At 71.4% G+C, this 25,925-nt stretch carries 23 protein-coding genes; 12 read left to right on the top strand and 11 right to left on the bottom strand.

Annotated features, from left to right (window positions below; all coding sequences use genetic code 11):
* Positions 1 to 33: 33 nt before the first annotated feature.
* Both ACFYYB_RS18750 and ACFYYB_RS18755 read right to left on the bottom strand, forming a co-directional pair.
* Positions 34 to 729 (bottom strand): response regulator transcription factor, encoded by a 696-nt coding sequence (locus tag ACFYYB_RS18750; RefSeq protein ID WP_389436303.1) that lies wholly within the window; start codon positions 727 to 729, stop codon positions 34 to 36.
* Entirely contained in the window at positions 726 to 1,961 is a 1,236-nt protein-coding gene (locus tag ACFYYB_RS18755) for a sensor histidine kinase (protein ID WP_389436304.1), read from the bottom strand. The genes ACFYYB_RS18750 and ACFYYB_RS18755 overlap by 4 nt, the downstream gene beginning before the upstream one ends.
* A 111-nt stretch (positions 1,962 to 2,072) precedes the next feature.
* On the opposite strand from ACFYYB_RS18755, the gene ACFYYB_RS18760 reads away from it, so the two are divergent.
* Positions 2,073 to 3,647, top strand: coding sequence for a hypothetical protein (locus ACFYYB_RS18760; protein ID WP_389436305.1), 1,575 nt, complete (start codon positions 2,073 to 2,075; stop codon positions 3,645 to 3,647).
* A 12-nt stretch (positions 3,648 to 3,659) separates the two neighbouring features.
* Here the strand turns inward: ACFYYB_RS18760 and ACFYYB_RS18765 are convergent, their stop codons facing one another.
* Positions 3,660 to 5,021: a M64 family metallopeptidase gene (locus ACFYYB_RS18765; RefSeq protein WP_389436306.1), complete on the bottom strand. Its 1,362-nt coding sequence runs from the start codon at positions 5,019 to 5,021 to the stop codon at positions 3,660 to 3,662.
* A 162-nt stretch (positions 5,022 to 5,183) separates the two neighbouring features.
* Between ACFYYB_RS18765 and ACFYYB_RS18770 the strand changes: the two genes are divergently transcribed.
* Entirely contained in the window at positions 5,184 to 6,545 is a 1,362-nt protein-coding gene (locus tag ACFYYB_RS18770; RefSeq protein ID WP_389436307.1) for a tetratricopeptide repeat protein, read from the top strand.
* Positions 6,546 to 6,566: 21 nt separating this feature from the next.
* Here ACFYYB_RS18770 and ACFYYB_RS18775 read toward each other — a convergent pair whose 3' ends face one another.
* Entirely contained in the window at positions 6,567 to 7,265 is a 699-nt protein-coding gene (locus ACFYYB_RS18775; RefSeq protein ID WP_389436308.1) for an alpha/beta fold hydrolase, read from the bottom strand.
* 66 nt (positions 7,266 to 7,331) lie between these two features.
* Here ACFYYB_RS18775 and ACFYYB_RS18780 point away from each other — a divergent pair, with 66 nt between their 5' ends.
* A complete protein-coding gene (locus ACFYYB_RS18780) occupies positions 7,332 to 7,742 on the top strand; it encodes a RidA family protein (RefSeq protein ID WP_389436309.1) in 411 nt (136 codons plus the stop codon).
* Positions 7,743 to 7,781: 39 nt separating this feature from the next.
* On the opposite strand, the gene ACFYYB_RS18785 is transcribed toward ACFYYB_RS18780, so the two are convergent.
* Entirely contained in the window at positions 7,782 to 8,306 is a 525-nt protein-coding gene (locus tag ACFYYB_RS18785) for a GNAT family N-acetyltransferase (RefSeq protein ID WP_389436310.1), read from the bottom strand.
* Positions 8,307 to 8,415: 109 nt separating this feature from the next.
* On the opposite strand from ACFYYB_RS18785, the gene ACFYYB_RS18790 reads away from it, so the two are divergent.
* The gene (locus tag ACFYYB_RS18790; RefSeq protein WP_389436311.1) at positions 8,416 to 9,066 is read left to right on the top strand and encodes a helix-turn-helix transcriptional regulator; all 651 of its coding nucleotides are present in this window, start codon (positions 8,416 to 8,418) and stop codon (positions 9,064 to 9,066) included.
* A gap of 78 nt (positions 9,067 to 9,144) precedes the next feature.
* Here ACFYYB_RS18790 and ACFYYB_RS18795 read toward each other — a convergent pair whose 3' ends face one another.
* Complete coding sequence (locus ACFYYB_RS18795) at positions 9,145 to 9,357, bottom strand: 4-oxalocrotonate tautomerase family protein (protein WP_327308822.1); 213 nt, start codon at positions 9,355 to 9,357, stop codon at positions 9,145 to 9,147.
* A gap of 79 nt (positions 9,358 to 9,436) precedes the next feature.
* Complete coding sequence (locus ACFYYB_RS18800; RefSeq protein WP_389436312.1) at positions 9,437 to 10,231, bottom strand: SDR family NAD(P)-dependent oxidoreductase; 795 nt, start codon at positions 10,229 to 10,231, stop codon at positions 9,437 to 9,439.
* A gap of 115 nt (positions 10,232 to 10,346) precedes the next feature.
* Here ACFYYB_RS18800 and ACFYYB_RS18805 point away from each other — a divergent pair, with 115 nt between their 5' ends.
* The 3 genes from ACFYYB_RS18805 to ACFYYB_RS18815 all read left to right on the top strand — a co-directional run bounded on the left by ACFYYB_RS18805 (position 10,347) and on the right by ACFYYB_RS18815 (position 14,891).
* On the top strand, positions 10,347 to 11,255 hold the full coding sequence (locus ACFYYB_RS18805; protein ID WP_389436313.1) for a LysR family transcriptional regulator: 909 nt from the start codon (positions 10,347 to 10,349) through the stop codon (positions 11,253 to 11,255).
* A gap of 287 nt (positions 11,256 to 11,542) precedes the next feature.
* Positions 11,543 to 13,075 (top strand): cellulase family glycosylhydrolase, encoded by a 1,533-nt coding sequence (locus ACFYYB_RS18810; RefSeq protein ID WP_389436314.1) that lies wholly within the window; start codon positions 11,543 to 11,545, stop codon positions 13,073 to 13,075.
* 16 nt (positions 13,076 to 13,091) lie between these two features.
* Positions 13,092 to 14,891, top strand: a complete 1,800-nt coding sequence (locus ACFYYB_RS18815) for a glycoside hydrolase family 6 protein (RefSeq protein WP_389436315.1) — start codon at positions 13,092 to 13,094, stop codon at positions 14,889 to 14,891.
* 88 nt (positions 14,892 to 14,979) lie between these two features.
* Here the strand turns inward: ACFYYB_RS18815 and ACFYYB_RS18820 are convergent, their stop codons facing one another.
* Entirely contained in the window at positions 14,980 to 16,485 is a 1,506-nt protein-coding gene (locus ACFYYB_RS18820) for an MFS transporter (RefSeq protein ID WP_389436316.1), read from the bottom strand.
* A 116-nt stretch (positions 16,486 to 16,601) separates the two neighbouring features.
* On the opposite strand from ACFYYB_RS18820, the gene ACFYYB_RS18825 reads away from it, so the two are divergent.
* Complete coding sequence (locus tag ACFYYB_RS18825) at positions 16,602 to 17,126, top strand: MarR family winged helix-turn-helix transcriptional regulator (RefSeq protein WP_389436317.1); 525 nt, start codon at positions 16,602 to 16,604, stop codon at positions 17,124 to 17,126.
* 72 nt (positions 17,127 to 17,198) lie between these two features.
* Here the strand turns inward: ACFYYB_RS18825 and ACFYYB_RS18830 are convergent, their stop codons facing one another.
* A complete protein-coding gene (locus ACFYYB_RS18830) occupies positions 17,199 to 17,669 on the bottom strand; it encodes a hypothetical protein (RefSeq protein WP_389436318.1) in 471 nt (156 codons plus the stop codon).
* A 178-nt stretch (positions 17,670 to 17,847) separates the two neighbouring features.
* Positions 17,848 to 18,900 carry a LacI family DNA-binding transcriptional regulator gene (locus ACFYYB_RS18835; RefSeq protein WP_389436319.1) on the bottom strand — a complete coding sequence of 351 codons (1,053 nt, stop codon included), beginning with the start codon at positions 18,898 to 18,900 and terminating at the stop codon, positions 17,848 to 17,850.
* A 445-nt stretch (positions 18,901 to 19,345) separates the two neighbouring features.
* Between ACFYYB_RS18835 and ACFYYB_RS18840 the strand changes: the two genes are divergently transcribed.
* From ACFYYB_RS18840 to ACFYYB_RS18855, 4 genes are all read left to right on the top strand, one after another.
* A complete protein-coding gene (locus ACFYYB_RS18840) occupies positions 19,346 to 20,713 on the top strand; it encodes an ABC transporter substrate-binding protein (RefSeq protein ID WP_389436320.1) in 1,368 nt (455 codons plus the stop codon).
* Between the two features lie 215 nt (positions 20,714 to 20,928).
* Entirely contained in the window at positions 20,929 to 21,891 is a 963-nt protein-coding gene (locus ACFYYB_RS18845; RefSeq protein WP_389437202.1) for a carbohydrate ABC transporter permease, read from the top strand.
* Between the two features lie 4 nt (positions 21,892 to 21,895).
* Entirely contained in the window at positions 21,896 to 22,831 is a 936-nt protein-coding gene (locus ACFYYB_RS18850) for a carbohydrate ABC transporter permease (RefSeq protein ID WP_389436321.1), read from the top strand.
* 36 nt (positions 22,832 to 22,867) lie between these two features.
* Positions 22,868 to 24,304 carry a GH1 family beta-glucosidase gene (locus ACFYYB_RS18855; RefSeq protein WP_389436322.1) on the top strand — a complete coding sequence of 479 codons (1,437 nt, stop codon included), beginning with the start codon at positions 22,868 to 22,870 and terminating at the stop codon, positions 24,302 to 24,304.
* 25 nt (positions 24,305 to 24,329) lie between these two features.
* Here ACFYYB_RS18855 and ACFYYB_RS18860 read toward each other — a convergent pair whose 3' ends face one another.
* Entirely contained in the window at positions 24,330 to 25,760 is a 1,431-nt protein-coding gene (locus ACFYYB_RS18860; protein ID WP_389436323.1) for a purine-cytosine permease family protein, read from the bottom strand.
* Between the last annotated feature and the right edge of the window lie 165 nt (positions 25,761 to 25,925).

Here is a 25,925-nt window from a genome sequence, read left to right on the forward strand (position 1 = left end):
TCTTCAACTCTCCGCTCGGTACGTGCGGTGCCATTATCCGTCCCCCCGCTGCGCCGTCCCGCCGGTCCCGGGCGCGGTGATGCGGTAGCCCACGCCGGGGGTCGTGGTGATGATCTGCGGGGCGCCCAGTTTGCGGCGCAGGCGGCCCATGGTGACCGCGACCGTGTTGGTGAACGGGTCGGCGTTCTCGTCCCAGACCTGTTCGAGCAGGGCCTCGGCGCTCAGGAAGCCCGGACTCGCCCGGAGCAGGGCCTCCAGTACGGCGAACTCCTTGACGGAGAGCTCCAGGCGGGCGCCCTCGCGCAGGGCGGTGCGGTGCACGGGGTCAAGTTCGATTCCGGCGGCGCGCAGGGTGCGGGGCCGGGCCGCGGGCCTGCGGCGGGCCAGGGAGCGGATGCGCAGGATCAGTTCGGGGAAGTGGAAGGGTTTGGCGAGGTAGTCGTCGGCGCCCAGGGTGAGGCCGCTGACCCGGTCGCCGGGCGATCCGGCCGCGGTCAGCATCAGCACCATGGCGCGGTCCTCCCGCTCCGTGATCATCCGGCAGAGCGTGTCGCCGTGGATGCCGGGCAGGTCCCGGTCGAGGACCACGACGTCGTACGCGTTGACGTCGAGCTTGGCGGCGGCGGCCAGCCCGTCGTGGGCGAGGTCGACGGCCATGCCCTGGTCGCGCAGTCCTTCGGCGACCACCTCCGCGAGCGAGCGCGCGTCCTCGACGACCAGGATCCTCATGCCGTCCCCCCGCGCGGGCCGTCGGGGCCGGAGGGATCCGCAGGCGGCATCGCGGCCGTCACCTTCAGTCCGCCCTCCGCCCGGACCCGGAGGTCGAGGCTGCCGCCGTGCGCGGACACGATCGCGGCGACGATCGACAGCCCCAGTCCGGAACTCTCCTGCGATCCGGTCCGGTCGGTGCCGAGCCGCTCGAACGGCTGCGTCAGCCGGTTCACTTGGGCCTGGTCGAGAACGTTCCCGCCGGTCTCGACGACGAGTCGGGCCCAGGGGGCGTCACCCGCGCCGCCGTCACGAGAGCCGGCGTCGCCCGCACTGGCGTCACCCGCGCCCGCCCCGTCCTGCGTGGCGAGGCGGATCCAGCCGCCCTCCTGGTTGTGCACGATCGCGTTGTCGATCACGTTCTGCACCAGCCGGGACAGCAGCGCCGGGCTGCCCCGCGTCCACGCCGTCGACGCCAGCTCGGCCTCGACGGTCAGGTTCTTCCCGGCGATGGCTCCGGCCCGGGCGGCCAGCGCCTCCCCCGCCAGCTCGGCGAGCGATACGAGGACGCGGTCGGGCAGGACGCCGTGCTGCGCGCGGGCCAGCACGAGGAAGCCTTCCAACAGGCGGTCCACCCGGTCCAGTTCGGTGCGCACCCGGCCGGCGAGCGCGACGGTCTGCGCCGCGGGCTGCGGTTTGGCCACGGCCACGTCGAGCGAGGCCCGGATCGTGGTCAGCGGGGTCCGCAGTTCGTGCGAGGCGTTGGCCACGAAGCGCCGTTGCGCGGCGAACGAGGCCTCCAGGCGCGCCAGGAGCCCGTCCACCGTGTCCGCGAGCTCCTTGACCTCGTCGGCGGGCCCGGCCACGGCGAGCCGCTGGTCCAGGTTGTCCGCGGAGATCCGCCGCGTGGCCGCGGTGATCAGGCGCAGCGGGCGCAGGACGTGCCCGGCGAGGATCCGGCCGAGCAGGAGCGAGACGGCCGCCATCACCACGATCGCGATCAGCGAGCCGACCAGGAGCTGCCTGGACTGCTGCGCGTGCACCTCCGCGAGCTGCCGTTCGAGGTCGAGGACGTGCTGTGCGACGCCCGTGGCCGGCTCGCCCGGCGGCGCCTGCCCCGGGACGGACCGGATCATGTCGGAACGGGAGAACAGGTAGATCAGGGCGATGAGGCCGATGCCGGACAGCAGGAACACCGTCGCGTAGAGCATCGTGAACCGCCGTCCGACGGTCCCGTTCCGCAGTCTGGCCATGGCGCTTCTCCCCGTCCCGTCCGATGCCGTCCAGCATGCCCGCCGGCACCTAACAGCGTCATGACAGCGACGGTTCGGACCGCGTTACGGGCGGCTGCGTAGAACCGGAGCATGCTCACACACAACGAACTCCTCCGGCAGGAGTGGACCCGCTTCCTGCGTCCGGCCCGGCTGATCGCTCTGGTCACCGCGGCCCTGATGGTCCTCGCCCTCGGCCTGCTCTACGCCTTCGGCAACCACGCGTCCTGCGCCGGCACCTGCCCGGCCGACCCCACCGGCCCGGACGGCACCGCGGTCAGCGACCAGTTCGCCTTCATGCACCGGGACCTGGGGCGCGAGGGCGGCATCACGGTCCGGATGACGTCCATGACGGGCACCATCACCTATCCGCCGCCCCACCACGACCGGATCGTCCCGGGCCTGGTGCCGTGGGCGAAGGCCGGGATCATCGTCAAGGACGGCCTCGGCCCGGGGTCCTCGTACGCGGCCCTGATGGTCACCGGCGCGCACGGCGTGCGGATGCAGTACGACTACGGCCACGACATCGCCGGGAGCGCCGTCGACGGCGCGGCGGTCTCGGAGGCCTCGCCGGTGTGGCTGCGGCTGACCCGGGCGGGCGGCACCGTCACGGGATACGAGTCCTCCGACGGCGAGCGGTGGGCGAAGGTGGCCGCCGTGAAGCTCGCAGGGCTGTCCGGGACCGCGCAGGTCGGCATGTTCGCCACCTCCCCCGGCGACCTCACGCTGCGTCCGGCCGGCCTCGGCGGCGCCACGGAGGAGGTGCGCTTCACCCAGGCCGCCGGTTCCTTCGACCACGTCGGTGTGGAGGGCGCCTCCGTGGGCGGGAGCTGGCGGGCCGGGATGGTCGGGGGCGAGATGAACTCGACCGACTGGGAGAAGCACCACCAGCCGTCCGGGGCCGTGGAGAAGGACGGCAGGATCACCGTCACCGGTGCCGGTGACATCTCACCGGCGGCGACCTCGGGCGGCCGCCCCGTGGAGGGGATGCTGACCGGGCTGAGCCTCGCCCTGCTCATCGTGCTCGTGGTGGCGGTACGGTTCGCCGGTGACGGGTCCGGCCGTGCCGGGTCCGGCCGCCGGCTGCCGGTGGACGGCGCACCGCTCACCCGCGCGGTGCTCGGGGCGAGGGCCGTCGTCGTGGGGGCCGTGACGTTCGTGACCGGGCTCCTCGCCATGGGCATCGTGGTGCCGGTCGGCGTGGCGGTGCTGAAGTCCAACGGGGTTCCCGTCGTGGGGCTTTCCGTGCTCACCGGCGCCCGGGTGGTCGTCTGCGTCTCCGCGGTGCTCGCCCTCACGGCCGTGCTCGCCCTGGCCCTCGGCGCGGTGCTCCGGCGCCGCCGGCTCGCGGTGCTCGTGGCCGTCTCGGCGATCGTGGTCCCGTACGCCGTGAGCACCGTCCCCCTACTGAGCGACGGTCTCGCGCAGTGGCTGCTCCGGGTCACTCCGGCCGCCGGTTTCGCCGTCCAGCAGACACTGGTGGAGTACCCGCAGGTCACCGCCCACTACGCGCCTTCCGCCGGGTACTTCCCCCTGCCCTGGTGGGCCGGGGTCGCGGTGCTCTGCGCGTACGCGGCGGCCGCCATGGCCCTTGCGCTGCGGCGCCTGCCGCGGAGCGGTGCGGGCGCCGGCTCCCCGGCCGAGGTCCCCGTGGGCGAGGCGGCCTAGGCCGGCCACCGCCTACCGGCGGACGGTCCAGCCGACGGTGGAGCGCAGCGTGCGGGTGATCTCCGGGTCGCGCACCGAGGGGGTCCGGTCCTCGGCGGTGACCGACAGGGTGTGGGTGCGCGCGTCGCGGAGCCTCAGCTCCGCGACCGGCACGTCGGTCCGGCCCGCCAGTCGCTTGACCTCCCGCCCGTCGAGGTACCAGCGGACCAGGAGTTGCCGGCCGTCGGCGCCGGTGAGCCGGGGTACGGCCGCCTTCGCGATGTGCCGCGTCCGCAGGGTGCGGTCCGTCGGGGTCAGCGCGGTGACGGTGTTCGCGTGCTGGTGGAAGCCGGCGATCATCGCCTCGACGCCGGGCAGGTTGAAGGGTTTGCCCAGGACCCGCATCAGCGAGTTGTCGGTGGGGCGTTGGAGCCCCGTGACGAAGTAGCCGCCGCCCTCGTAGGCACCGACGGTGCCGCCGTCCGGGGAGGGCTCGCCGAGCCAGCGGTGCCACTTGGTGCGCCGGGCGGCCATCTGATCGGCGGACAGCGTGGAGCTGTTGGACTCGGCGGGCTCGGGCCCGGTGTACTTCTCGTAGTCCGGGACACCGGGGTAGAAGTACTCGTCGGCGAGCTTGCCGAGGGAGTGGCCCGTCTCGTGGATGGCGACCTGGCCGGACTTGGCGTTGTCCGCCGAGGCGGTGGAAATGCCCTCGTAGCCGAGTGCGGCGCTGGGCTCGTTGTAGCCGGCGCCACCGTACTTGGCGCTGTTGGCCAGGACGAGGACCAGGTCGGCCTCGGGCGCCTTGGCCACGTAGGAATCCACCTTCGGCTGGTCTATGCACAGGAGCCGCTCGATCTCCTCGCACCAGAAGTACGCGCCGAGGGCCGTGTCGCGGACGGTCGCCCGGTCGGGGTCGCCGGAGACGCCCGACTCCCGGGACACGGCGTCGACCGTCCAGACGTTGAAGAGGTTCCGGTAGGTGGCGTACGGCTCCACCGCCGTCACCTCGGCCCACTTGGCCCGGGCGTCGGCATGGAACTTCGCCAGCTCGTCCGCCGTGTAGCCGTCGCCGATGACGACGACGTCCAGCCGGTCGGCGGTGGGGCCGTTGTCGACGATCTTGGCCACCTCGCCGTCCGCCGCGCGCTCCGCTTCGGAGAGCCGGGCGCCGGTTCCGGCCGGCCGGTCGGCGTGTGCGGGGACGCGGGTGTGGCCCGATCCGGCGTCACCACCCTGCTCGGGGCCGGGAATCTCCACCACCAGCCGGGGCGCGACCGGGGCGTCGGCCGCGCGGACGGGTCCGGCGGCCAGCAGCGCGGCGGTCGCGCAGGCCGCCGCGACGGCTGCCCGCAGAACCACCCGGGCGGCGGCCGGGCGTCTGACGTGGTGCATGAAGTCCTCCTGCGATGACGGGAGTTGAGCAGAGGCGAAGCAGAGATGTAAGTGGAGATGTAAGCAGACTGAATCGGTTGCTTAAATTAGGTGGCGCACGACGGGTGCGCAATCCCCTGCTCCCCCTGAATACTTGGCAGTTCGAGCAACCAGGGGGATCTCATGGACGAACCGGCCGAGATCGGCCGCAGGGTTCAGCGCATGCGCACCGAACTCGGCCTGACACAGCGCAAGTTGGCGGAGCCCGCGTACACCCCGGCCTATGTCTCCACGCTCGAGTCGGGCAAGGTGCGCCCCTCCGAGGCCGCGCTGCGCTTCCTGGCCGAACGGCTCGGCACCTCCTACGAGGAACTGACCACCGGGCGCCCCGCCGCCCTGGCCACCGAGCTGCGCCTGGCCCTGACCGACGCCCAGCAGCTCCTGGCCTCGGGCGCGGCGGTCGAGGCCGCCGTCCACTACCGGCGGCTGCTCGCCGAGGCCGAGGAGTTCGGGCTCGCCGAGGAACGGGTCGGGGCCCTGCTCGGACTGGGCGACTGCGCCCTGGAGACGGGCGAACTACCGACAGCGATCGGCTACTTCGAATCAGCTGAACGCCTCTTGGCCGACGAGCCGCTCCCCCGCCGCGCCCGCCCGATCCGGGGCCGCGCAGTGGCGCACCTGCTCGCCGGGGAACTCCGTTACGCCTGCTACCTGCTCGAGTCGACCATCGACGAACTGGGGGCGAGCGGGCTGGCCGACCCCGAGGCGCTGCTCCTGCTCTACGCCGCGGTCATCGGGCCGTACATCGACATGGGAGCCCACGCCCGGGCCGCCCACGCCGCCGAACTCGCCCTGGCCCTGGCCCCCCGGGTCACGGACCCGGCCCTGGTGGCGGGCATGCACCGGCAGGTCGCGCGAACCTTCCTGACGGAGGGGCGGGTGGCCGACGCCGACGCCTCCCTGGCCAAGGCCCAGGCGATCTACGGGCAGCTCCAGCTGCGGACCGATCTGGCGCACTGCCACTGGATGCGCGGCTACGTCCAGGCCCAGAACGGGGACCTCGCCTCCGCCGAGCGGGAACTGCGCACGGCCCGGGACATGCTCTCGGCCGGGCGGGCGGCCCTGTACACCGCGCAGGTCGAGGTCGAACTGGCCGACGTGCTGCGCCGGCTCGGCCGGTACGAGGAGGCCGCCGGGCTGCTCTCGGCGCTGCTGGCACTCGGAGACAGCCACGGAGCCGTCCACGCGGGCGGCGCCCACCGGCTCCTCGGGCTCATGGCCGAGGAGCGGGGCGAGCCCGAGTCGGCCGAGGAGCACTACGTACAGGCCCTGGCGCTGCTGGAACGCAGCGGGGCGACGGGCGACCTCGCGGATCTGTGCCGCCTTCTGGGCGATCTGCTGCGCCGGGCCGGCCGCACCGAGGCGGCACTGGACGCCTACCGCACGGGCCTGGGCCACCGGGCCGCCCCGGGCACCACCACCCTGGGCCCGGCACCCGCGACCCCGGCGTTCCCGCCCCACCCGCAGCGTCCCGCGTCACGGTAGGCGCACGCGCGGTCCGCGAACTCACGACCCCGCTACGCCGAGGAGCACCTGCGCCAATTCGCGCGGCTGGGAGAACATCGGCCAGTGGCCGGTGTCCATCTCGATCAGGCGCCAGCTCTCGCCGGTCAACAGCTCGGCCACGTCGTCGCCCGGCTCGGGGTCGCCGAGCGTGCACTTGATGTAGGTCGTCGGGAGGTCGCCGAGCGAGCGGTCCACCACGGCGGGTTCGGTCAGCGTGGCACCCGGGTGCGGCGTCGAACCGCTCACGATGCGTGCGATCTGGTCCTCGGTGAGACCGTGGCCCTCGAAGTGGGCCGCGGGCGCGACCGGCCAGAACCCGCCGTTCTCGGCGATCGCCGCCCTCATCATCGCCCCGCCGTCCGGCCACTCGGCGACGAAGGATGCGCCATCGGCCGGAACGCTGGAGTCGAGGAAGACCGCATGGGCCAGCCGGTCACCGATCCGCCCGGCGGCCTGACCACTTGGGATGCCCGCGTAGCTGTGGCCCACCAACACGACCTGACGCAGGTCCTGGCGCTCGACCTCATCGACTATGTCCTGGACGTGCCGCTGCTGCCCGGCGGGAACGCCGCGCTTCTCGGCGAGACCGGACAGCGTCAACGGGTGAACACCGTGGCCGGCCGCACGCAGGTACGGCACGACGTCGTCCCACGCCCACGATCCGAGCCGCGCACCCGCGACGAGCACAAAATTCACCATGGCCACACCGTAACCGCTGCGAAAATTGCGGTGCGTGCCGGCACCACGCTGGGCAGACTCGCGGACATGACCGAGAAGATCACCCGCATCAACCCCGAGCAGCTGCACGAGACGCCCGGCTACCACCACATCACGGTCGTGGAAGCAGGGCGTACGGCCTATCTGGCGGGACAGTGCCCGCTCGACCGGAACGGTGACCTCGTCGGTGCCGGTTCCCTCGAGACGCAAGTCGACCAGGTGGTCGCGAACGCGCTCACCGCCCTGACCTCGGCGGGCGCCCGGCCGCAACACGTGGTGCGGTCGGTGATCTACGTGCGGAGCGAGGAGAGGGACATGCTCGGAGCCGCATGGCGTCGGCTCACCGAGTCTGCCCTGGGTCCGGCGTTCACCACCGCCAGCACCCTCTTGGGCGTGGCCCAGCTGGGCTTCTCCGGACAGCTCGTCGAGGTGGATCTCACCGTGGCGCTGCCCGACTGACTTCGAACGGCTCCTCGACCCGGGTGGCCGGGAACGCGCCTAGAGGTCGATCCAGTAGCGCCGCTTGGGGCCGATGAGGGTCTCGCGGACGTCCTCCAGGACGCCGCCCTGGCCCTCGATCGTGCGGATCGAGGCCTGGTTCCCGGGGTCGCAGGTGAGGAGGACGCGGTCGATCCCCAGCAGCCGGGCCTCGTACTTGACCTCGCCCAGGGCCCAGGTGGCCAGGCCGCGGCGGCGGGCCGAGGGGCGGACGCTGTAGCCGATGTGGCCTCCGGCGTCGAGCAGGAACCCGTTCAGGTGGTGGCGCAGGTCGATGGCGCCCAGGTACTCGTCGCCCTCGGCCATCCACCAGTACGTGGCGTGGACGCGTCCGGACGCGGGCGGGACCGAGTGGTCCCCGTACGTCCGCAGCCGCTCCGTCCACGCGGCGAAACCCTCCGGGCTGTCCACGTCGTCGTCGGAGGAGAGCCCGGCGCCGTCCATGTGGGCATCGAGCCCCCATTCCTCCTGCGCGGCGAGCCAGGAGGCGTGCAGACGGGGGGTGGGAGCGATCAGTTCGGGCATGAACGGACGATAACAGTCCACCGACACCGCCCCCCGGCGAGCACCTGGGGGCGGCGGCGACCTGGGCTTCCTCCTCTTTTAGGCCATGGACGTCGTTTATATTGGGGCCATGCCCGACCAGCCCCGCGATGTGGATGCCCAGCGCGTCCACCACGCCTTGGCCGTACCGTCTCGCCGACGTCTGATGACCCTGCTGCGGGAGGCGGACGGGCTGCTGGGGGTGGCCGACATGGCCGCCGCCACGGGGCTCTCGGTCGCCACCGTCCGCCATCATCTGGCCGCCCTGGCCGAGGCGGGCCTGGTCACGGCCACCGCCTCGGCCGGGCCGGGCCGGGGCCGCCCGAGACTCCGGTACGCGGCCACCGGGCCCGATCCCCGGGAGGAGCCGGCCGACAGTGCGTTCCGGGAGCTGGCCCGGGCCTTGGCCGAGGCGGTCGGGGGCGGTCCCGGCGCGTCCCGGGAAGCGGGCCTCGACTGGGGCCGCCGACTGACCGGGAGCGGGCCCGCGGCGGAGCGGGTGTTCGCCGCGGCCGCCCGGATGGGCTTCGCGCCCCGGGACGCGCAGGGGCCCGACGCCGGTACGCGGCGGGTCCTGCTGGACGCGTGCCCGTACCGGGAGCTGGCCCGGGCCCGGCCCGAGGTCGTGTGCGCCGTCCATCAAGGCGTCCTGGACGGCCTGCTGGAGGCCGACGCGACCACGGTGCGGCTGCTGCCCTTCATCGGCCCGGACCTGTGCGCGCTGGACCTGCGCGACACCTGACCCGCACGCCGCCGGAGCCCGTGCACCGCCCGGCCCCGCGCACACCGGGTGGTGTCCGGCCTCCGTACGGGACCGGCGTCAGTCGCGGGCGCGGTTGCGGCGGCGGTACTCGTCCGTCGGGACGCCGCCCACGCCCCAGTCCTCCAGCGCCACCTCCTCGATGAGGACGAACGTGGTGGCCGGGTCCTTGTCGAGGACCTTGACCAGCAGGTCGGTGACGCCTGCGATGATCTCGGCCTTCTGCGACGCGGTGGCGCCTTCACGGGTGATCTTGACGTTGACGTAGGGCACGGAAGTTCCTCTGATCGCGGTGGTGCCGGACGCCCGCCCGCTCGGGAACCAGCGCGGGCGGGGACGAGGGGCAGGGGTGTCAGATGCGGCGGCCGGTGACGTGGCCGCCGTCCACCCGCAGGGCGTGGCCGGTCACGAACCCGGCGCCCGCGAGGTAGAGCACCGCGTCGGAGATCTCGGCGACCTCACCGACCCGGTCCTGGAGCGCGAGACCGCCGTAGGTGTCCACGTCGGAGCCTTCGTGCAGGGGGGTGCGGATGATGCCCGGCGCGACCAGGTTGACGCTGATCCCGTCGGCGGCGAGCTCGGCGGCGAGGCTCGTCGTCAGCGCGTGCACCCCGCCCTTGCTGACCACGGGCGCGCTGGCCGGGAAGCCCGCCAGCGCGTGATCCACCAGCACGGTGCCGATGTTGACGATGCTGCCGCCCTGCCCCTGGGTGCGCAGGGCCCGGACGACCGACTGCGTAGTGAGGTAGGTGCCCTTGAGGTTGCCCGTCAGATAGCCGTCCAGCTCGTCCTCCGTCACCTCGGTGAAGGGCTTCGGCTCGAAGGTGCCGGCGTTGTTGACGAGGACGTCGATCCGCCCGAAGCGATCGAGCGCCGTGCGGACGAGGGCTTCGCCGGTCTCCCGGGCGGCGGTGCTGCCCGCGACGCAGGCGGTGCGCTCGGGGTGGCCGAGGCTCGCGGCGGCCTTGGCGAGGCGGTCCGCGTCCCTGCCGTTGAGTACGACGTTCGCGCCGGCCGCCAGGAAGGCGCGGGCGATGTCGAGGCCCATGCCGCTGGAGGATCCGGTGACGATGGCCGTGGTGACGGTCGCGGCGGCAGTGGCAGTGGCAGTGGCGGTCGTGGCCGCGGTGGTCTGGTGGGTCGTCATGTGGCTCGTGCCTTTCGTGGGTGAGGCCGGGGAGTCCCGCGGCCGACTCCAGAAAGCTATGGGCCCTCAATCCATAACACCACGACGGAATTGGAGCATGTGATAATCCAGCGTTATGGATGTGGATCTGCGTGACCTGGAACTCCTGGACGCCACCGCGGAAGCGGGCTCCCTGACCGCCGCCGCCGAGCGGCTCTACGTCAGCCAGCCGGCGCTGAGCCAGCGGCTCACCCGGCTGGAGGCCCGTCTCGGCATGCAGTTGTTCGACCGCAAGGGCCGCCGCCTGATCCCCAACGCCGCCGGCCGGCGGCTCCTGGTCGCCGCCCGCCACGTCCTCGGCGAACTCGAATCGGCCTCGCGGGACCTGCGGGAGCTCCGCGACGGACGGGACAGGCGCGTGCGGTTCGCCGCGCAGTGCAGCACCACCTTCCCGTGGCTGCCGCCGGTCCTGCGCGCCTTCCGGGTGCGCGAGCCGGACATCGAGGTACGGATCGAGACCATCGTCGACGATGCGCCGATTCCGGCGCTGCTGGCCGATCTGGTCGACGTGGCCCTGGTCACGAAGCCGGATCTGCAGATGGACCGGGTGTCCCTGACCAGGCTGTTCGACGACGAGATGATGGCCGTGGTGCCCGCCGGGCACCGGTGGGCATCTCGCGCGCACCTGACCGCCCGCGACTTCGACGGCGCGGACCTGGTGCTCTACGACTTCTACGACCAGAAGCGCATCCCGTCGATGCCCCTGCCGATCCCGGCCGGCGCCCGTCCCGCCCGCATCACCACCATGCCGGTGGTGACCGATCTGGTGGTGGAGATGGTGGCGGGCGGCCAGGGCGTGACGGTGCTGCCGAACTGGGTCGCCGCCCCATACGTCGCCTCGCACGGTCTGGCCCTGGTCCGGATCGGCGCGAAGCCGCTGACCCGGACCTGGTTCTGTGCGACACGGACCGGCCCGCGCCCGCCCCACCTGGAGGCGTTCGTCGAGGAACTCGTCTCCCGCCTCGAAACTCCCCGCGTGGACTGAGGGGGCGCGGCGCGGGACCGGCACGGCCATGGTTCTCCTTTCGGCTCGGTGATGAAGGCGTACGGGGAGGATGGGCACAAGCTCTGAACCAGTGGGAGCGCTCCCACTGTGCAGACGAGACTCAACGCCGTCAAGGTCCGTGAAGAGTCGAAGGCATTCCGGCGGGAATTTCCTCAACTCCTCTGTTGCTTGGCATCAGTTGCCGCTACGGTCTGGCCCCAACCAGTGGGAGCGAATCCATCAGTCGGCGCGCCGTCACAGCGCGCCCTCGCTGCAAGGACTCGCTCATGCGACACCCCCCACGCACGTCCGCGCTGCTCACAGCGGCAGCATTGGCGATGGTGAGCTGCGCGCTCGCCGTCACGGGTACGGCCGCAGGAGCCGCGGCCTCACCCTCGTGCACGGTGGCGTACTCGGTCGTCGGTCAATGGGCCGGCGGCTTCCAGGGTTCGGTCACCGTCACCAACAACGCCTCCGCGCTGAACGGCTGGAGCCTCGGCTTCGGCTTCCCGGCGGGTCAGGTTCTCAGCCAGGGCTGGGGCGCCAAGTGGTCCCAGACCGGGTCGGCCGTCACGGCGGCGAACGAGAGCTGGAACGGCACGCTCGGCACCGGTGCGAGCGTGACCACCGGTTTCATCGCCTCGTGGTCGGGCGTGAATACGGCGCCCGGCGCGTTCACGCTCAACGGAGCCGCCTGCACCTCCGGCTCCGGACCCGGACCGAATCCGACGCCCACCGACCCAACGCCCACGGCGACACCCACGCCGACGGGCCCGACACCCACACCCACACCCACCGACCCGATCTCCGGGGCGCCGGAACTGAGCGTCACCGGCAACCGTCTCACCGACCGGTCCGGTGCCACCCGCCGCCTCCTCGGAGTCAACCGCTCCGGCGGCGAGTTCATGTGCGTCCAGGGCCACGGCATCTTCGACGGTCCCGTCGACGACGCCTCGGTCCGCGCCATCGCCGACTGGAAGGCCAACACCGTCCGCATTCCCCTCAACGAGGAGTGCTGGCTCGGCGCTGACACCATCAAACCCGAGTACCGGGGCGCGAATTACTCCGACGCCGTCAAGGGACTGGTCGACCGGGTCCTGGCGCACGGCATGACCCCGGTCGTCGAACTGCACTGGACGTACGGCCAGTACACCGGCAACTCCTCGGGGTGCGCCGACGTGCACGCCTCCTGCCAGAAGCCGATGCCGGACGCCCAGTACAGCCCGGCGTTCTGGACCTCGGTGGCGAACACCTTCAAGAACGACCGGCGGGTCGTCTTCGACCTGTTCAACGAGCCCTATCCGGACCGGGCCACCCCCACCACCGCCCAGGCATGGACCTGCTGGCGCGACGGCGGCACGTGTCCGGGCATCGGCTACGAGGTCGCCGGCATGCAGGACCTCGTGGACGCCGTCCGCGCGACCGGCGCCCGCAATCTCGTCCTCGTCCCCGGCATCGCCTACTCCAACGACCTGAGCCAGTGGCTCGCCCACTCCCCCACCGACCCGACGGGCAATCTCGCCGCGGCCTGGCACGTCTACAACTTCAACACCTGTTCCAGCGAGGCGTGCTGGGACTCCACTCTCGCGCCGGTCGCCGCCCGGGTCCCGCTCGTGGCGGGAGAGATCGGCGAGAACACCTGCGCGCACGCGTTCGTCGACCGCGTCATGAAGTGGTTCGACGACCGCTCCCTCTCGTACCTCGGCTGGACCTGGAACACCTGGAACTGCAACTCCGGCCCGGCCCTGATCACCGCGTACGACGGCACCCCCACCGCATTCGGCACCGGGCTGCGCGACCACCTGCGCGCCCTGAACTGAAAGGCATTCCACGAAAATGAGCCGCACAGCAGAAATCGGCACGACTCCCCGCACCACGTCCCGCACGACCCGGCGCACCGCCCTGTTGGCTGCCCTCAGCCTCGTCACGGCCGCCGGCGCGACGGCCACCGTGTTCGGCACCTCCGCCGGCGCCGCCACCGCGGGCTGCAAGGTCGAGTACCAAGTCACCAACCAGTGGAACACCGGCTTCGGCGCCAACGTGATCGTCACCAACACCGGTGACCCGGTCGCCTCCTGGACCCTGGAGTGGTCCTACGCGAACGGCCAGCAGGTCACCCAGGGCTGGAACGCCACCATCACCCAGTCCGGGGCGGCCGTGACGGCCAAGAGCCTCTCGTACAACGGGAACCTGGCCACGGGCGGTTCGACCTCCTTCGGCTTCAACGGTTCGCACACCGGCACGAACGCCGTGCCCGCGACCTTCAAGCTCAACGGCGTCACCTGCAACGGCGCGACGGACCCGACCCAGCCGCCGACCACTCCCCCGACGACACCGCCCACCACGCCGCCCACGACCCCGCCGACCACCCCGCCACCGTCGGGCGGCAAGGCCGACAACCCGTACGCGGGCGCCAAGGTGTACGTGAACCCCGAGTGGTCGGCCAAGGCCGCCGCCGAGCCGGGCGGCACCAAGGTGTCGAACCAGCCCACCGGCGTCTGGCTGGACCGCACCGCCGCCATCGCCGGGACGAGCGGATCGATGGGACTGCGCGCCCATCTGGACGCGGCGCTGGCCCAGAAGGGCAGCGGCGAGCTCGTCGTCCAGCTGGTGATCTACAACCTGCCCGGGCGGGACTGCGCCGCGCTCGCCTCCAACGGTGAGCTGGGCCCGACGGAGATCGACAAGTACAAGACGCAGTACATCGACCCGATCGCCGCCATCCTCGCCGACTCCAAGTACGCGGGGCTGCGGATCGTCACCACCGTCGAGATCGACTCGCTGCCGAACCTGGTCACCAACGTCTCCGGACGCCCGACGGCCACGCCCAACTGCGACGTGATGAAGGCCAACGGCAACTACGTCAAGGGGGTCGGCTACGCACTGAACAAGCTCGGCTCCATCGCCAACGTCTACAACTACGTGGACGCGGGCCACCACGGCTGGCTCGGCTGGGACGACAACTTCGGCTCCTCCGCGGAGATGTTCAAGCAGGCGGCGACCGCCGAGGGCTCCACGCTCGCCAAGGTGCACGGCTTCATCGTGAACACGGCCAACTACAGCGCCCTGAAGGAGGATCACTTCAAGATCGAGGACTCCGTCAACGGCACCTCCGTACGCCAGTCGAAGTGGGTCGACTGGAACCGGTACACGGACGAGCTCTCGTACGCCCAGGCCATGCGGACCAAACTGGTGTCCCTCGGCTTCGACGCGAACCTCGGCATGCTGATCGACACCTCCCGCAACGGCTGGGGCGGCACGGCGCGGCCGACCGCACCCGGCGCGCTGACGAGCGTGGACACCTACGTCAACGGCGGCCGCTACGACCGCCGCATCCACCTCGGCAACTGGTGCAACCAGTCGGGCGCCGGCCTCGGCGAACGACCGCAGGCCGCCCCGGCGGCGGGCATCGACGCGTACGTGTGGATCAAGCCCCCGGGCGAGTCGGACGGCGCGAGCAAGGAGATCCCGAACAACGAGGGCAAGGGCTTCGACCGGATGTGCGACCCGACCTACACGGGCAACGCCCGCAACGGCAACAGCATGTCGGGGTCCCTCCCGAACGCGCCGCTGTCGGGCCAGTGGTTCTCGGCGCAGTTCCAGGAGCTCATGAAGAACGCCCACCCGGCGCTGTGACGCACCGCCGGTAAGAGGCCCGGGACGGTACGGAATCCGGATTCCGTACCGCCCCGGGCCCGTCGGCCGGAGCCGTCCGTCCCGGGTCTCAGACGGCGAGGTGCCGCTCCATGCCCGGGTCGCCGGCGACCGGCTCGGGGGCGACGCCCTGATGCTGCTGCTCCTCGGGGCGGCCCTTCTTCGGCAGCAGGAAGGTGATCGCGAGGAACGCCACCAGCAGACCTGCCTGAACGATCAGCGCGCGGTGGAATCCGCCGGTGAAGTCACCGGTCTCGGCCCGGGCGAAGAACACCGAGCCGAAGACCGCGACGCCGATGGAGCCGCCGACGGCCTGGACCGCCGACAGCACGCCGGAGGCGGAGCCGATCTCGTCGTCGTCGACCGCGGCGAGGATGAAGCTGAACAGGGCGGCGATCACCATGCCGGCGCCGACGCCCGCCACGGTCACACCGGGAACGATGTCCCAGATCGAGAACGAGGCCGCGTCGAGGCCGTCGAGCTCGAACCACAGCACGGCCGCGCCCCCCAACTGGACCAACGGTCCGATCTGCAGCACCTTGCGGCCGATCCTGTCCGCGAGGAACGCACCGCTGACCGCGCCGCCGATCGCGGTTCCCACCGCGAGCGGCAGGTTCCCCAGTCCCGCTTCCCCGGCGGTGAAGTGCCGGCCGAGCTGGAGGAAGAGGGTCAGCACGAGTTGCGTGCCGATCAGCCCGCCGAAGAACAGGGCGATGCCGCCGAGCCCGACGGTGAAGGCCGGCTTGCGCAGGAGGCCAGGGGTCACCAGCGGTTCACGGCCCGCGGCGACCCTTCGGCGCTGCTGGACGGCGAACAGGGCGAAACCGATCACCGAGGCGGCCATGGACAGCCACGTCCACAGCGGCCAGCCGTCCTCCTGCCCCTGGTTCAGCGGCAGCACGAGCAGGGCGCACGCCGCCATCACCAGGACCGCGCCGGTCAGGTCGACCCGTACGGTGCGGTCACCCGCCTTCTTGGGCACGAACTTCGCCGCGACGATCAGCGCCGCGATCCCGATGGGCAGGTTGATCAGGAACACCGACCTCCAGCCCAGACCGAAGAAGTCGCCCTCGATGAGGAAGCCGCCCAGGACCGGGCCGATGATGCCGCCCAGGCCGAGGACGGGGCCGAAGATCGCGAAGACCTTGGTGAGCTCGGGGCCGGAGAAGTTCTCCCTCAGCAGACCCAGTCCCTGGGGCAGCAGCATCGCCCCGGCAGTGCCCTGCAACAGGCGGAACGCGATCAGCGATTCGATGTCGGGCGCGATCGCGCACAGGAGCGAGGCCGTGGTGAAGGCCGCCAGACCGATCAGGAACATCCGGCGCCGCCCGTAGCGGTCGCCGAGCCGGCCACCGAGCACGAGCCCCGCGCCCAGGGTGAGGGCGTAGCCGCCGATCACCCACTGCAGTCCGACGGAACCGGCACCGAGGGACTTCTCCAGGTCCGGCCCCGCGACGTTGACGATCGAGGCGTCCAGGAGATCCATGATCTCCGCGACGATCATCACCGCAAGGATCAGCCACCGCCACCGGTAGGGGTCGGTCGTCTCGTCGGGGCCGAGGGATGGGTCACGCACGCCAGATACCTCCATGGTGAAGTAATTCCACCATGAAGGTAAAGTGATCGCGATAGGTTGTCAAAGCACGGTGACCGCGTGATCCGCACGGCACTGGAGGAAGGCGGAGGCCCGGCATGGAGGAAGCGGTGGACGACGGCGTCGCGGAGCAGCGTGAGCGGCTGATGGAATCGTTGAGGACCTACGGCGGCCACTACACCGAGCTCGGCCGGCGCTTCGCCGCCCGACTGGGGCTGCACTCCACCGACGCGACCGCCGTACTGGAGATCGCCGCCGCCGAAGAACGCGGAACGCCGCTGTCACCGGCGCGGCTGAGCGAACGCATCTCCCTGTCCACGGGAGCCACCACCGCGCTCCTGAACCGCCTCGAGGCGGCGGGGCACGTCACCCGCACCCGCGAACACTCCGACCGGCGCGTCATCACCCTGCGCAGCGGTGCGCACATCCAGGAACGGGCGGACGAGTTCTTCGACCCCCTCGCCCGCCGCCTCGACACCGCGATGTCGCACTACCCGCCCCGGCTCCTGGAACAGTTCGAAGCGTTCATGGCCGACCTGAACGCCACCATGGACACCCACCTCGCGGAACCGGACGCGCCGGCACCGAACTCCCCCGCCACCCCTGGCGGCGGAACCCCCTGACCGGAGGCCGAGGCCGGCCGCCTCCGTGTCCGCACGTGACCGCGACGAGCTGCCGTCGATCCCCCGCGGCACTCACGCGCAGTGGGGACAGCCGGTGACGTGGGTGGCGTGCAGGGCCTTGATCAGGGCGAAGTCGCGGTCGACGATACGACTCGAGGACGAGGCGATGGCCCCGAGTCCCACCGACGTGCCGTCCTTGAGGAGCAATCCGGGAGCCTGCGCGGGGGCCAAGCCCGGACCATCACCGGTGCCGACCGTGTCGATCGCACACCACGGAATGACTTTCGATCGTCCCAGGCCACGCTCGGTCAGACCCGTGGAGTAGATCTCCACCCCCAGGACGCAACTGCGGAACACGATCCAGAAACCGCCTGCGCCAATGACGACGGAGAGCACGACGCCGAAGGGATCTCCGGCGGCCAATCCATCGACCAGCATCACCACTCCCAACAGCGCGAACACGCCCCCCACGAGGAAGAGGGCCATCCGCTGCCCCGACCTGTGGATGCAGGTGGGCATCGGGGGCGGGGATGTGGGCTCCATGGCCACGACCCTAGGCCCCGGCTGTACGCCGCGTACGGGTTTCCAGGATCACGACGTCGGCGACGGAGCCCATCGACGTGCAGGCCGACAGGCATGCCGGAATTGGCGGCGGGCGACAAGTGCACGGTGCTCAGAACCCGTCGGCGGAGGAGCGTCGCGGCGGGTGGGGATCAGGCACTCAGGAGGAATCCCGCACGACCAGTTCCGTCGGAAGCACCCGGCGCGCCCCCTCGCCCTGCCCGTGCCCCGGGGCCCCCTCGTCTCCGGGCCCGTCGGCGATCTTCTGGAGAAGCAGCCGGGTCATCGTGCGGCCCATCTCCTCGATCGGCTGGCGCACGCTCGTCAGGGGCGGATCCATCAGGCGGGCCACCGCGGAGTCGTCAACCCCCACGAGGGCCACGTCCTCGGGGATGCGCCGCCCCGCCTCGCGCAGCACCCCGCGGGCACCGGCCGCCATCACGTCGGAGGCGGCGAAGACGGCGTCCAGGCCGGGTGCGCGCTCCAGGAGCTCGCGCATCGCCAGCCGGCCGCCCTCCTCGGTGAAGTCCGCGGTCACCACCAGGGACTCGTCGGGCCGGATCCCCGCCTCGGCGAGCCCCGCGCGGTAGCCGCCCAGCCGCGCCCGGGCCACGTACATGTCCAGCGGCCCGCTGATGGTGGCGATCCTGCCCCGGCCCCGGCCCACCAGGTGGGCGACGGCCGCGCGTCCCGCGCCGATGTTGTCGGAGTCCACGTAGGCGACGGGTTCGGCCTCGGAGCGCCGACCGTTCATGACCACCGGCAGCCCGAGCTTCATGATCCGGTCGGGCAGCGGGTCGTCGCCGTGGACGGAAGCCAGCAGCACGCCGTCGACCCGCTGGGCGGCCAAATAGTCCTCGAACCGCCGGCGCTCGGCCTCGGTCCGCACCAGGGTGAGCAGCAACTGCTTGTCTGCTTCGGCCAGTTCGGCGCTGACCCCCCGGATCAGCTCGAGGAAGTACGGCTCCGAGAACAGCCTGGCCTCGGTCTCCGGGATGACGAGGGCGACCGCGTCGGTCCGGCTCCCGGCCAGCGCCCTGGCCGCCTGATTGGGAACGTACCCCAGCTCGGCCACCGCGCGGGCAACGGCGTCCTTGGCCTGCTCGCTCACCCGCGGCGAGCCGTTGATCACCCGGGAGACCGTGCCCCGGCCGACGCCGGCCAGGGCCGCGACCTCTTCCAGGGTGGGCCTGCCGTTCTGCCGTCCGCTCACGGTGCTCGAACTCCCCTCGTGCGCTGTCGCGGTCCGGTCCGGTACGTGCCGGCGGGCGCGACTGATCAGGTAAGAAGCGGATCCCGCCCCCATCTCGCGCGGAACACGTTACGCCGCTCCGGCGCACGGAAGGCTCGGATGGGAGCGCTCCCACACTACTCATGATCCCACCTTGGCGCCATGACCGCCGCCAGAACCCGCCGAGCCCGCACCGGAAAGCGGGGCCCGGCCCGCACCGATCGCCCCTGCGTCACCAATTCGCGTTCATCCCTTGACACCCGCCCCCACCAAGCAGCAACCTTCCGGCAACGACGTGGGAGCGCTCCCATCCCTGGATGCGGGGACGCGCTCCACATCAGGTCCTGGCAGGGCCCTCGCCGAGCCGCGAACAGCCCGCCGGACCTCCTGGCGCACAACGAGCACCACCTTGGACGAGGAGAGTGGAATGCGCACTTCCAGCAGCAGACACGGTCGCGGACGCCGCATGGCGGTCAACGCGGCCGCCGCGATCGCCGTCGTGGCGACCGGTACGGCCCTGCTCACCGGCTGCGGCAGCGACGGTGACAGCGGGAGCGGCAAGGGCGACGGCACGGCCGCCAAGGAGCAGATCACGCTGCGGATCGGCACCTTCGGTTCCTTCGGATACGACGACGCGACCGGGGCCAAGCTCTACGCGGAGTACACGAAGACGCACCCGAACATCAAGATCGAAGAGTCGAACGTCGCGGACGGCCAGAAGTACTGGGACACCCTCAAGCTGCGGCTCTCGCGCGACAGTGGTCTCGCGGACATCCAGGCCCTGGAGGTGGGCTACATCGCGGAGGCGACCGGTCCGGCCATGGCGGACAAGTGGACCGACCTGGGCAAGACGGGCGGCGCGGACCTCGGCGCGTTCCTCGACTGGAAGGTCAAGCAGGCCACCACCGGCGACGGGAAGGTCATCGGCCTCGGTACGGACATCGGCCCGATGGCCATCTGCTACAACAAGGACCTCTTCGCCCAGGCCAAGCTCCCGACGGATCGCACCGAGGTCGCCAAGCTGTGGGCGGGCGACTGGGCGAAGTTCATCGCCACCGGCGAGACGTACAAGAAGAACGCCCCGGCCGGCACGGCCTTCCACGACTCCGCGAGCGGCCTGTTCAACGCGGTGATCTCCAGCGAGCCCGTGCAGTACGCCAACACCAAGGGCGAGCTGGACTACGAGAACAGCCCGGGCGTGAAGAAGGCCTGGGACACCGCCGTGGCGGCGACGAAGGGCGAACTGACGGGCAAGCTCCGCCAGTTCGACGAGAAGGGCACCTGGAACGCGGCCTTCAAGAACGCGAAGTTCGCCACCGTCGCCTGCCCCAGCTGGATGACGGGCATCATCAAGGACCAGGCGGGCCCGGAGAACCAAGGGAAGTGGGACATCGCCGCGCCGCCCGTGGCCGGCAACTGGGGCGGCTCGTTCCTGGCCGTGCCGAAGTCGGGCAAGCACGTCAAGGAGGCGGCCGAGCTCGCCGCCTGGCTGACCGCGCCGGCGCAGCACGCCAAGGTCTTCGGCGTGAACGGCAACATCCCCTCGACCAAGGACACGCTCACGTCGGCGACCGTCCAGAACGCCAAGCTGCCGTACTTCGGTGACACCCCGGTCGGCAAGATCTACTCGGAGGCCGCCGCCGGCATCACGCCCGCCCCGATCAGCCGCTGGGACGGTCAGGTGAAGACCTTCCTCACCGACAACGGCATCCTCGACATCGAGCAGCGCGGCACCGACCCGGTGAAGGCCTGGGAGAACGTCAAGAAGCTGGTCGACGACAAGATCGACCAGTAGCGGAGTGGCCCGCGGCCCGTCGCCGCCCAGCGAGGGCGGCGGGCCGCCGCCCGGACCGCCGCCGTGACCGCCGCCGTCCGCCTCCCCGGTCCCCACACCCGCGGTCCCACACCCGCCGGACACAGATCCGTGGACACAGACCCGTGGACACCGACCCGTACGCATCTCCCCGTACGCACCTCCTCCCGTACGCACCGACCCGGAAGGACGCCCCCGTGGCCACCTCCGTACGGGCGACGCGTGGCGGCTCCCCGCCGCCCGCCGGCCTGCGCAGCACGCTCTACCGCCTGGACCTGAAGGCCGTCCCCTACGTCTTCGTCGCCCCCTTCTTCCTCACCTTCGCCGCTTTCGGCCTCTTCCCCCTGATCTACACGGGCTGGCTCTCGCTCCACCGGGTCGAACTCGGCGGCAACGCCCAGTGGAAGGGACTGGACAACTACAGTTCCCTGGCGACCAGCGAGTTCTTCTGGAACGCGCTCGGCAACACCTTCACCATCGGCGTGATCTCCACCGTTCCCCAGCTGCTGATGGCCCTCGGCCTCGCGCACCTGCTCAACTACAAACTGCGCGGCCGGGGCTTCTTCCGCGTCGCGATCCTCGCCCCCTACGCCACCTCCATCGCGGCCGCCACACTCGTCTTCGCCCAGCTCTTCAACACCGACTACGGGCTGATCAACACGGTCCTGGGCTGGGTCGGCTTCGATCCGGTCGCCTGGGAGTCCTCCAAATGGCCCGCACAGATAGCGATTTCCACGATCGTGACCTGGCGCTGGACGGGCTACAACGCACTCATCTACCTCGCCGCGATGCAGGCCGTGCCCCACGACCTCTACGAGGCCGCGGCGCTGGACGGGGCCTCGCGCTGGCGCCAGTTCCTCAGCGTCACCATCCCCTCCATCCGGCCGACAATCCTCTTCACCGTCATCGTCTCCACCATCGGTGCGACCCAGCTCTTCGGAGAGCCCATGCTCTTCGGCGGCAGCGTCGGCATCAGCGGGGGCAGCGGGAACCAGTTCCAGACGCTCAGCCTGCTCATGTACGAGAAGGGCTGGGTGACCGGCGCACTGGGCCAGGCCTCCGCCATCGCCTGGGTCATGCTCCTGCTCCTCCTGCTCATCGGCGGCATCCAGACGCTGATCACCCGCTCGCACCACCAGCGCAAGAAGTCGGGGAGCTGAGCTCATGGCGCGCACGCTCGACACGTCCACACCCACACCCACACGTCCGCCCGGACCCGCCGCCGCGGCCACCCCGGTGGCGCCCCGCCGCAGGCTGATGCGCCAGTCGGCCGGCCGTCAGCACCATGCGGGACCGCTGACGTACGTCCTCCTCGGCCTGGCCGCCCTGGTCTCTCTCTTCCCGCTGTACTGGAACCTCGTGGCCGCCTCCCACACCGGCGAACGCGTCGTCGAGGCCCCGGCCCCGCTCCTGCCCGGCCCCCGGCTCTTCGACAACCTCACCTTCGCCTGGAACCAGGTCGACATGGGCCAGGCCCTGGTCAACACGACCATCGTCGCCTCGCTCGTGGCCCTGTCCACCGTCCTGTTCTCCACCCTGGCCGGATTCGCCTTCGCCAAACTGCCCTTCAAGGGCCGCGGCGCCCTGCTGGGCCTGGTGGTGGCCACCATGACGATCCCGCCACAGCTCAGCGTCATCCCGCTCTACCAGATCATCACCGACCTCGGCTGGGTCGACCAGCTCCAGTCGGTCGTCCTGCCCTCGCTGGTCGCCGCCTTCGGCGTGTTCTTCATGCGCCAGTACCTCATCGAGGCGCTGCCGGTGGAGCTCGTGGAGGCCGCCAGGATGGACGGCGCACACAGCCTGCGCATCATCTGGCACGTGGTGTTCCCCGTGGCCCGGCCCGCGATGGCCGTCCTCGGGATGCTCGTCTTCGTCCAGGCCTGGAACGACTTCTTCTGGCCGTTCATCGCACTGACCCCGGACGGCAACCCCACCCTCCAAGTCGCCCTCGCCGGCCTCGGCGCGGGCAACCACACCGTCGACCAAGCCGTCGTACTGACCGGCGCGCTCATCTCCACACTGCCGCTGCTGCTCGTCTTCGCCGTGCTCGGCAAGCACATCGTGGGCGGCATCACGGCCGGCGCCGTCAAGAACTGACCCCTTCATCCGCACTCGCGTTGGGAGCGCTCTCCTATGACCGCGTCCGAGACCCGGCCGCTCACCGCCACCCGCACCTTCCCGCCCGACTTCCTCTGGGGCACGGCCACCGCCGCGTACCAGATCGAGGGCGCGGCCCGTGAAGGCGGCCGGACCCCGTCCATCTGGGACACCTTCTCCCACACCCCCGGCAAGGTCTTCGAAGGCCACACCGGTGACGTGGCCGTGGACCACTACCACCGCTACCCCGACGACGTCCGGCTCATGTCCGAACTCGGCCTGGGCGCCTACCGGTTCTCCGTGTCCTGGTCACGCGTCCAGCCGACCGGCCGCGGTCCGGCCGTCCAGAACGGCCTCGACTTCTACCGCAAGCTCGTCGACGAACTGCTCGCCGCCGGCATCACCCCCGCCCTCACCCTCTACCACTGGGACCTCCCCCAGGAGTTGGAGGATGCGGGCGGCTGGCCGGAGCGTGCGACGGCCGAGCGCTTCGCCGAGTACGCGGGGCTCGTCGCCGATGCCCTCGGAGACCGGGTGAAGCACTGGATCACCCTCAACGAACCCTGGTGCAGCGCGTTCCTCGGCTACGCCTCCGGCGTGCACGCCCCCGGCCGGACCGACCCGGTCGCCGCCCTGCGCGCCGCCCACCACCTCAACCTCGGTCACGGCCTCGCCGTCCAAGCCCTGCGCGCCGCACTGCCCGCAGACGCCCAGCTCGCCGTCTCCCTCAACCTCCACCAGGTGCGCCCCCTGACCCCCTCGGCCGAGGACCGGGACGCGGCCCGGCGCATCGACGCCATCGGCAACCGGATCTGGCTGGGCCCCATGCTCGAGGGCGCCTACCCCCAGGACCTGCTCGCCGACACCGCGCACCTCACCGACTGGTCCTTCGTCCACGACGGCGACACCGCCACGATCCACCAGCCCCTGGACCTGCTCGCCGTCAACTACTACACCCCGACCGTCGTCTCACACGTCGCACCCGGCGACCCGAAACCGCAGGACGACGGCCACGGCAACAGCGCACACTCCCCCTGGCCCGGCGCCGACGAGGTCGCCTTCCACAAGGCCCCCGGTGAACGCACCGCGATGGGCTGGCCCATCGACGCCGGCGCCCTGCACGCCCTGCTGACCCACACCGCCGCCCGATACCCCGGACTGCCGCTCGTCATCAGCGAGAACGGAGCCGCCTACGAGGACGAGATCGGACCCGACGGCACGGTCCACGACCCGGAACGCGCCGCCTACATCCACGCCCACCTCGACGCCGTACACCGGGCGATCACCGACGGAGTGGACGTACGCGGCTACTTCCTCTGGTCACTGCTCGACAACTTCGAATGGTCCTACGGGTATGCCAAACGGTTCGGTGCCATCCACGTCGACTACGAAACCCTGAAGCGCACACCCAAATCGAGCGCACACTGGTACGCCCGCGTGGCGAAGACCGGGGAGCTGCACGCCCCGTCGTAGGGGGTACGAGCGCCGGGTGCCCGGCTCAGGCGGGCGGCGCGGTGGGCCGGCCTCTCAGGGAGCGGTGCATCAGGAGCCCGTAGAGGAACGCCGACACGATGATGCCGACGGGCAGGGAGAGGTCCACGCCGCCCAGGGCCCGGGCGACGGGGCCCGTGTACAGGGTGTCCACGCAGAGCGCGGATGCCGCGATCCCCGCCGTCAGGGCCAGCGCGCCCGCGGGGTTGACGCCCCGGGCGTACCAGAAGGGACTGCCCGGGGTCTCGTCGGTGAGCGCGGGGCCGTCGTAGCGGCAGCGGCGCAGCAGGATGTCGGTCGCGTAGACGGCCGTGCTGGGCCCGAGCACGACGACGGTGAGCTGGAGGAGGTTGCCGACCGTGTCGAGGAAGTTGGAGACGAGGAGCGCGTACAGGGTCACCGCGACCCCGAGCGCCCCGTCGACGACGACCCCCAGGGAGCGGCGGACCCGGACGCCGGCGGCCTGCAGGGCGAGGCCCGAACTGTAGGCGGTCATCGCGTTGTTGGCGATCGTGCCGAGCACGATCGCCAGCAGGAACACGGGTGAGAACCAGGCGGGCAGGATGCCCTCGAGTCCGGCCTGCGGTTCGGACATGTCCACGACGGTCGCGGCGAGCGCTCCCAGCGAGGTGAGGAGGACGCCGGGCAGGAACCCGCCGAGCGCGGTCCAGCCCGCGACGGCCCACGGGGAGGTCTCCCGCGGCAGGTAGCGGGAGAAGTCCGCGCTGTTGGTGTAGGAGAGGGGGCCCGAGGCGACGAGGGTGAGGCCTGCCGCGAGGGTGGCCCACAGGTCGACTCCCGTCAGTGGCCGCGCGGGCTGGTGGCCGAGGTCGGCGCGGGCGCACACGAACACGGCGACGACGGCGAAGGTGGCCGTGAGGGCGATGGCGATGGGCGGATAGAGCTTCACCATGGTGGCGTGTCCGTAGACGCCGATGGCCAGGGTGAGGGCGGCGATGACCACCACGACGGCGACCTTGACGCCGCTGTTCGTGTCGATGCCCGCCTTCTCGACGAGGACGAAGGCGGCGACCGCGGCGGCGGCGAGGTTGAGGGCGATGTAGCAGATGCAGAGCGCCCAGCCGTTGACGGCGATGTTGACCCGGTTGCCGCGGATCCCGTACATCGCCCGCGCGATCACCTCGCTCGGCGTGCCCGAGGCCGGTCCCGAGACGGCCAGCAGGCCGATCGGCGCCCAGAACAGGCTGCCCAGCACGATGACCGCGACGGCCTGGCCCAGGCTCAGACCCATGAGGATCAGGGCGCCGCCGACCACCATGCTCAGGTAGTTGACGTTCGCCGCGGCCCAGACGGGGAACAGCTCGCGGGCCCGGCCGTGGCGTTCCCGGTCGGGGACGTGGTCGATGCCGTGAGCCTCGATCCGGCCGGGCCGGTCCGTATCCGTGCCCGTACCGGTGCCCGTATCCCTGGATGCCATGGAGCCCTCCGTCTGCGGTCGTACCCACCTGCGATCTTCACGCACCCGGGGAGGGCCGGCGTGCGACGACATCAGCGCACTCGGGCGCGGCGCTGGAGGGCGGCCAACCGGCCCCGCCCCGGAGGACCGTGCCCGGGCCGCCGTTGCCGCCGCTGTCGCCGGCCG

This window comes from Streptomyces sp. NPDC002886, from assembly GCF_042888445.1.
Lineage (GTDB): Bacteria > Actinomycetota > Actinomycetes > Streptomycetales > Streptomycetaceae > Streptomyces.

Coding starts and splice junctions, on each gene's coding strand:
- ACFYYB_RS18750 (WP_389436303.1), bottom strand. CDS start 729: ATGAGGATCCTGGTCGTCGAGGACGCGCGCTCGCTCGCGGAGGTGGTC.
- ACFYYB_RS18755 (WP_389436304.1), bottom strand. CDS start 1,961: ATGGCCAGACTGCGGAACGGGACCGTCGGACGGCGGTTCACGATGCTC.
- ACFYYB_RS18760 (WP_389436305.1), top strand. CDS start 2,073: ATGCTCACACACAACGAACTCCTCCGGCAGGAGTGGACCCGCTTCCTG.
- ACFYYB_RS18765 (WP_389436306.1), bottom strand. CDS start 5,021: ATGCACCACGTCAGACGCCCGGCCGCCGCCCGGGTGGTTCTGCGGGCA.
- ACFYYB_RS18770 (WP_389436307.1), top strand. CDS start 5,184: ATGGACGAACCGGCCGAGATCGGCCGCAGGGTTCAGCGCATGCGCACC.
- ACFYYB_RS18775 (WP_389436308.1), bottom strand. CDS start 7,265: ATGGTGAATTTTGTGCTCGTCGCGGGTGCGCGGCTCGGATCGTGGGCG.
- ACFYYB_RS18780 (WP_389436309.1), top strand. CDS start 7,332: ATGACCGAGAAGATCACCCGCATCAACCCCGAGCAGCTGCACGAGACG.
- ACFYYB_RS18785 (WP_389436310.1), bottom strand. CDS start 8,306: ATGCCCGAACTGATCGCTCCCACCCCCCGTCTGCACGCCTCCTGGCTC.
- ACFYYB_RS18790 (WP_389436311.1), top strand. CDS start 8,416: ATGCCCGACCAGCCCCGCGATGTGGATGCCCAGCGCGTCCACCACGCC.
- ACFYYB_RS18800 (WP_389436312.1), bottom strand. CDS start 10,231: ATGACGACCCACCAGACCACCGCGGCCACGACCGCCACTGCCACTGCC.
- ACFYYB_RS18805 (WP_389436313.1), top strand. CDS start 10,347: ATGGATGTGGATCTGCGTGACCTGGAACTCCTGGACGCCACCGCGGAA.
- ACFYYB_RS18810 (WP_389436314.1), top strand. CDS start 11,543: ATGCGACACCCCCCACGCACGTCCGCGCTGCTCACAGCGGCAGCATTG.
- ACFYYB_RS18815 (WP_389436315.1), top strand. CDS start 13,092: ATGAGCCGCACAGCAGAAATCGGCACGACTCCCCGCACCACGTCCCGC.
- ACFYYB_RS18825 (WP_389436317.1), top strand. CDS start 16,602: ATGGAGGAAGCGGTGGACGACGGCGTCGCGGAGCAGCGTGAGCGGCTG.
- ACFYYB_RS18830 (WP_389436318.1), bottom strand. CDS start 17,669: ATGGAGCCCACATCCCCGCCCCCGATGCCCACCTGCATCCACAGGTCG.
- ACFYYB_RS18840 (WP_389436320.1), top strand. CDS start 19,346: ATGCGCACTTCCAGCAGCAGACACGGTCGCGGACGCCGCATGGCGGTC.
- ACFYYB_RS18850 (WP_389436321.1), top strand. CDS start 21,896: ATGGCGCGCACGCTCGACACGTCCACACCCACACCCACACGTCCGCCC.
- ACFYYB_RS18855 (WP_389436322.1), top strand. CDS start 22,868: ATGACCGCGTCCGAGACCCGGCCGCTCACCGCCACCCGCACCTTCCCG.
- ACFYYB_RS18860 (WP_389436323.1), bottom strand. CDS start 25,760: ATGGCATCCAGGGATACGGGCACCGGTACGGGCACGGATACGGACCGG.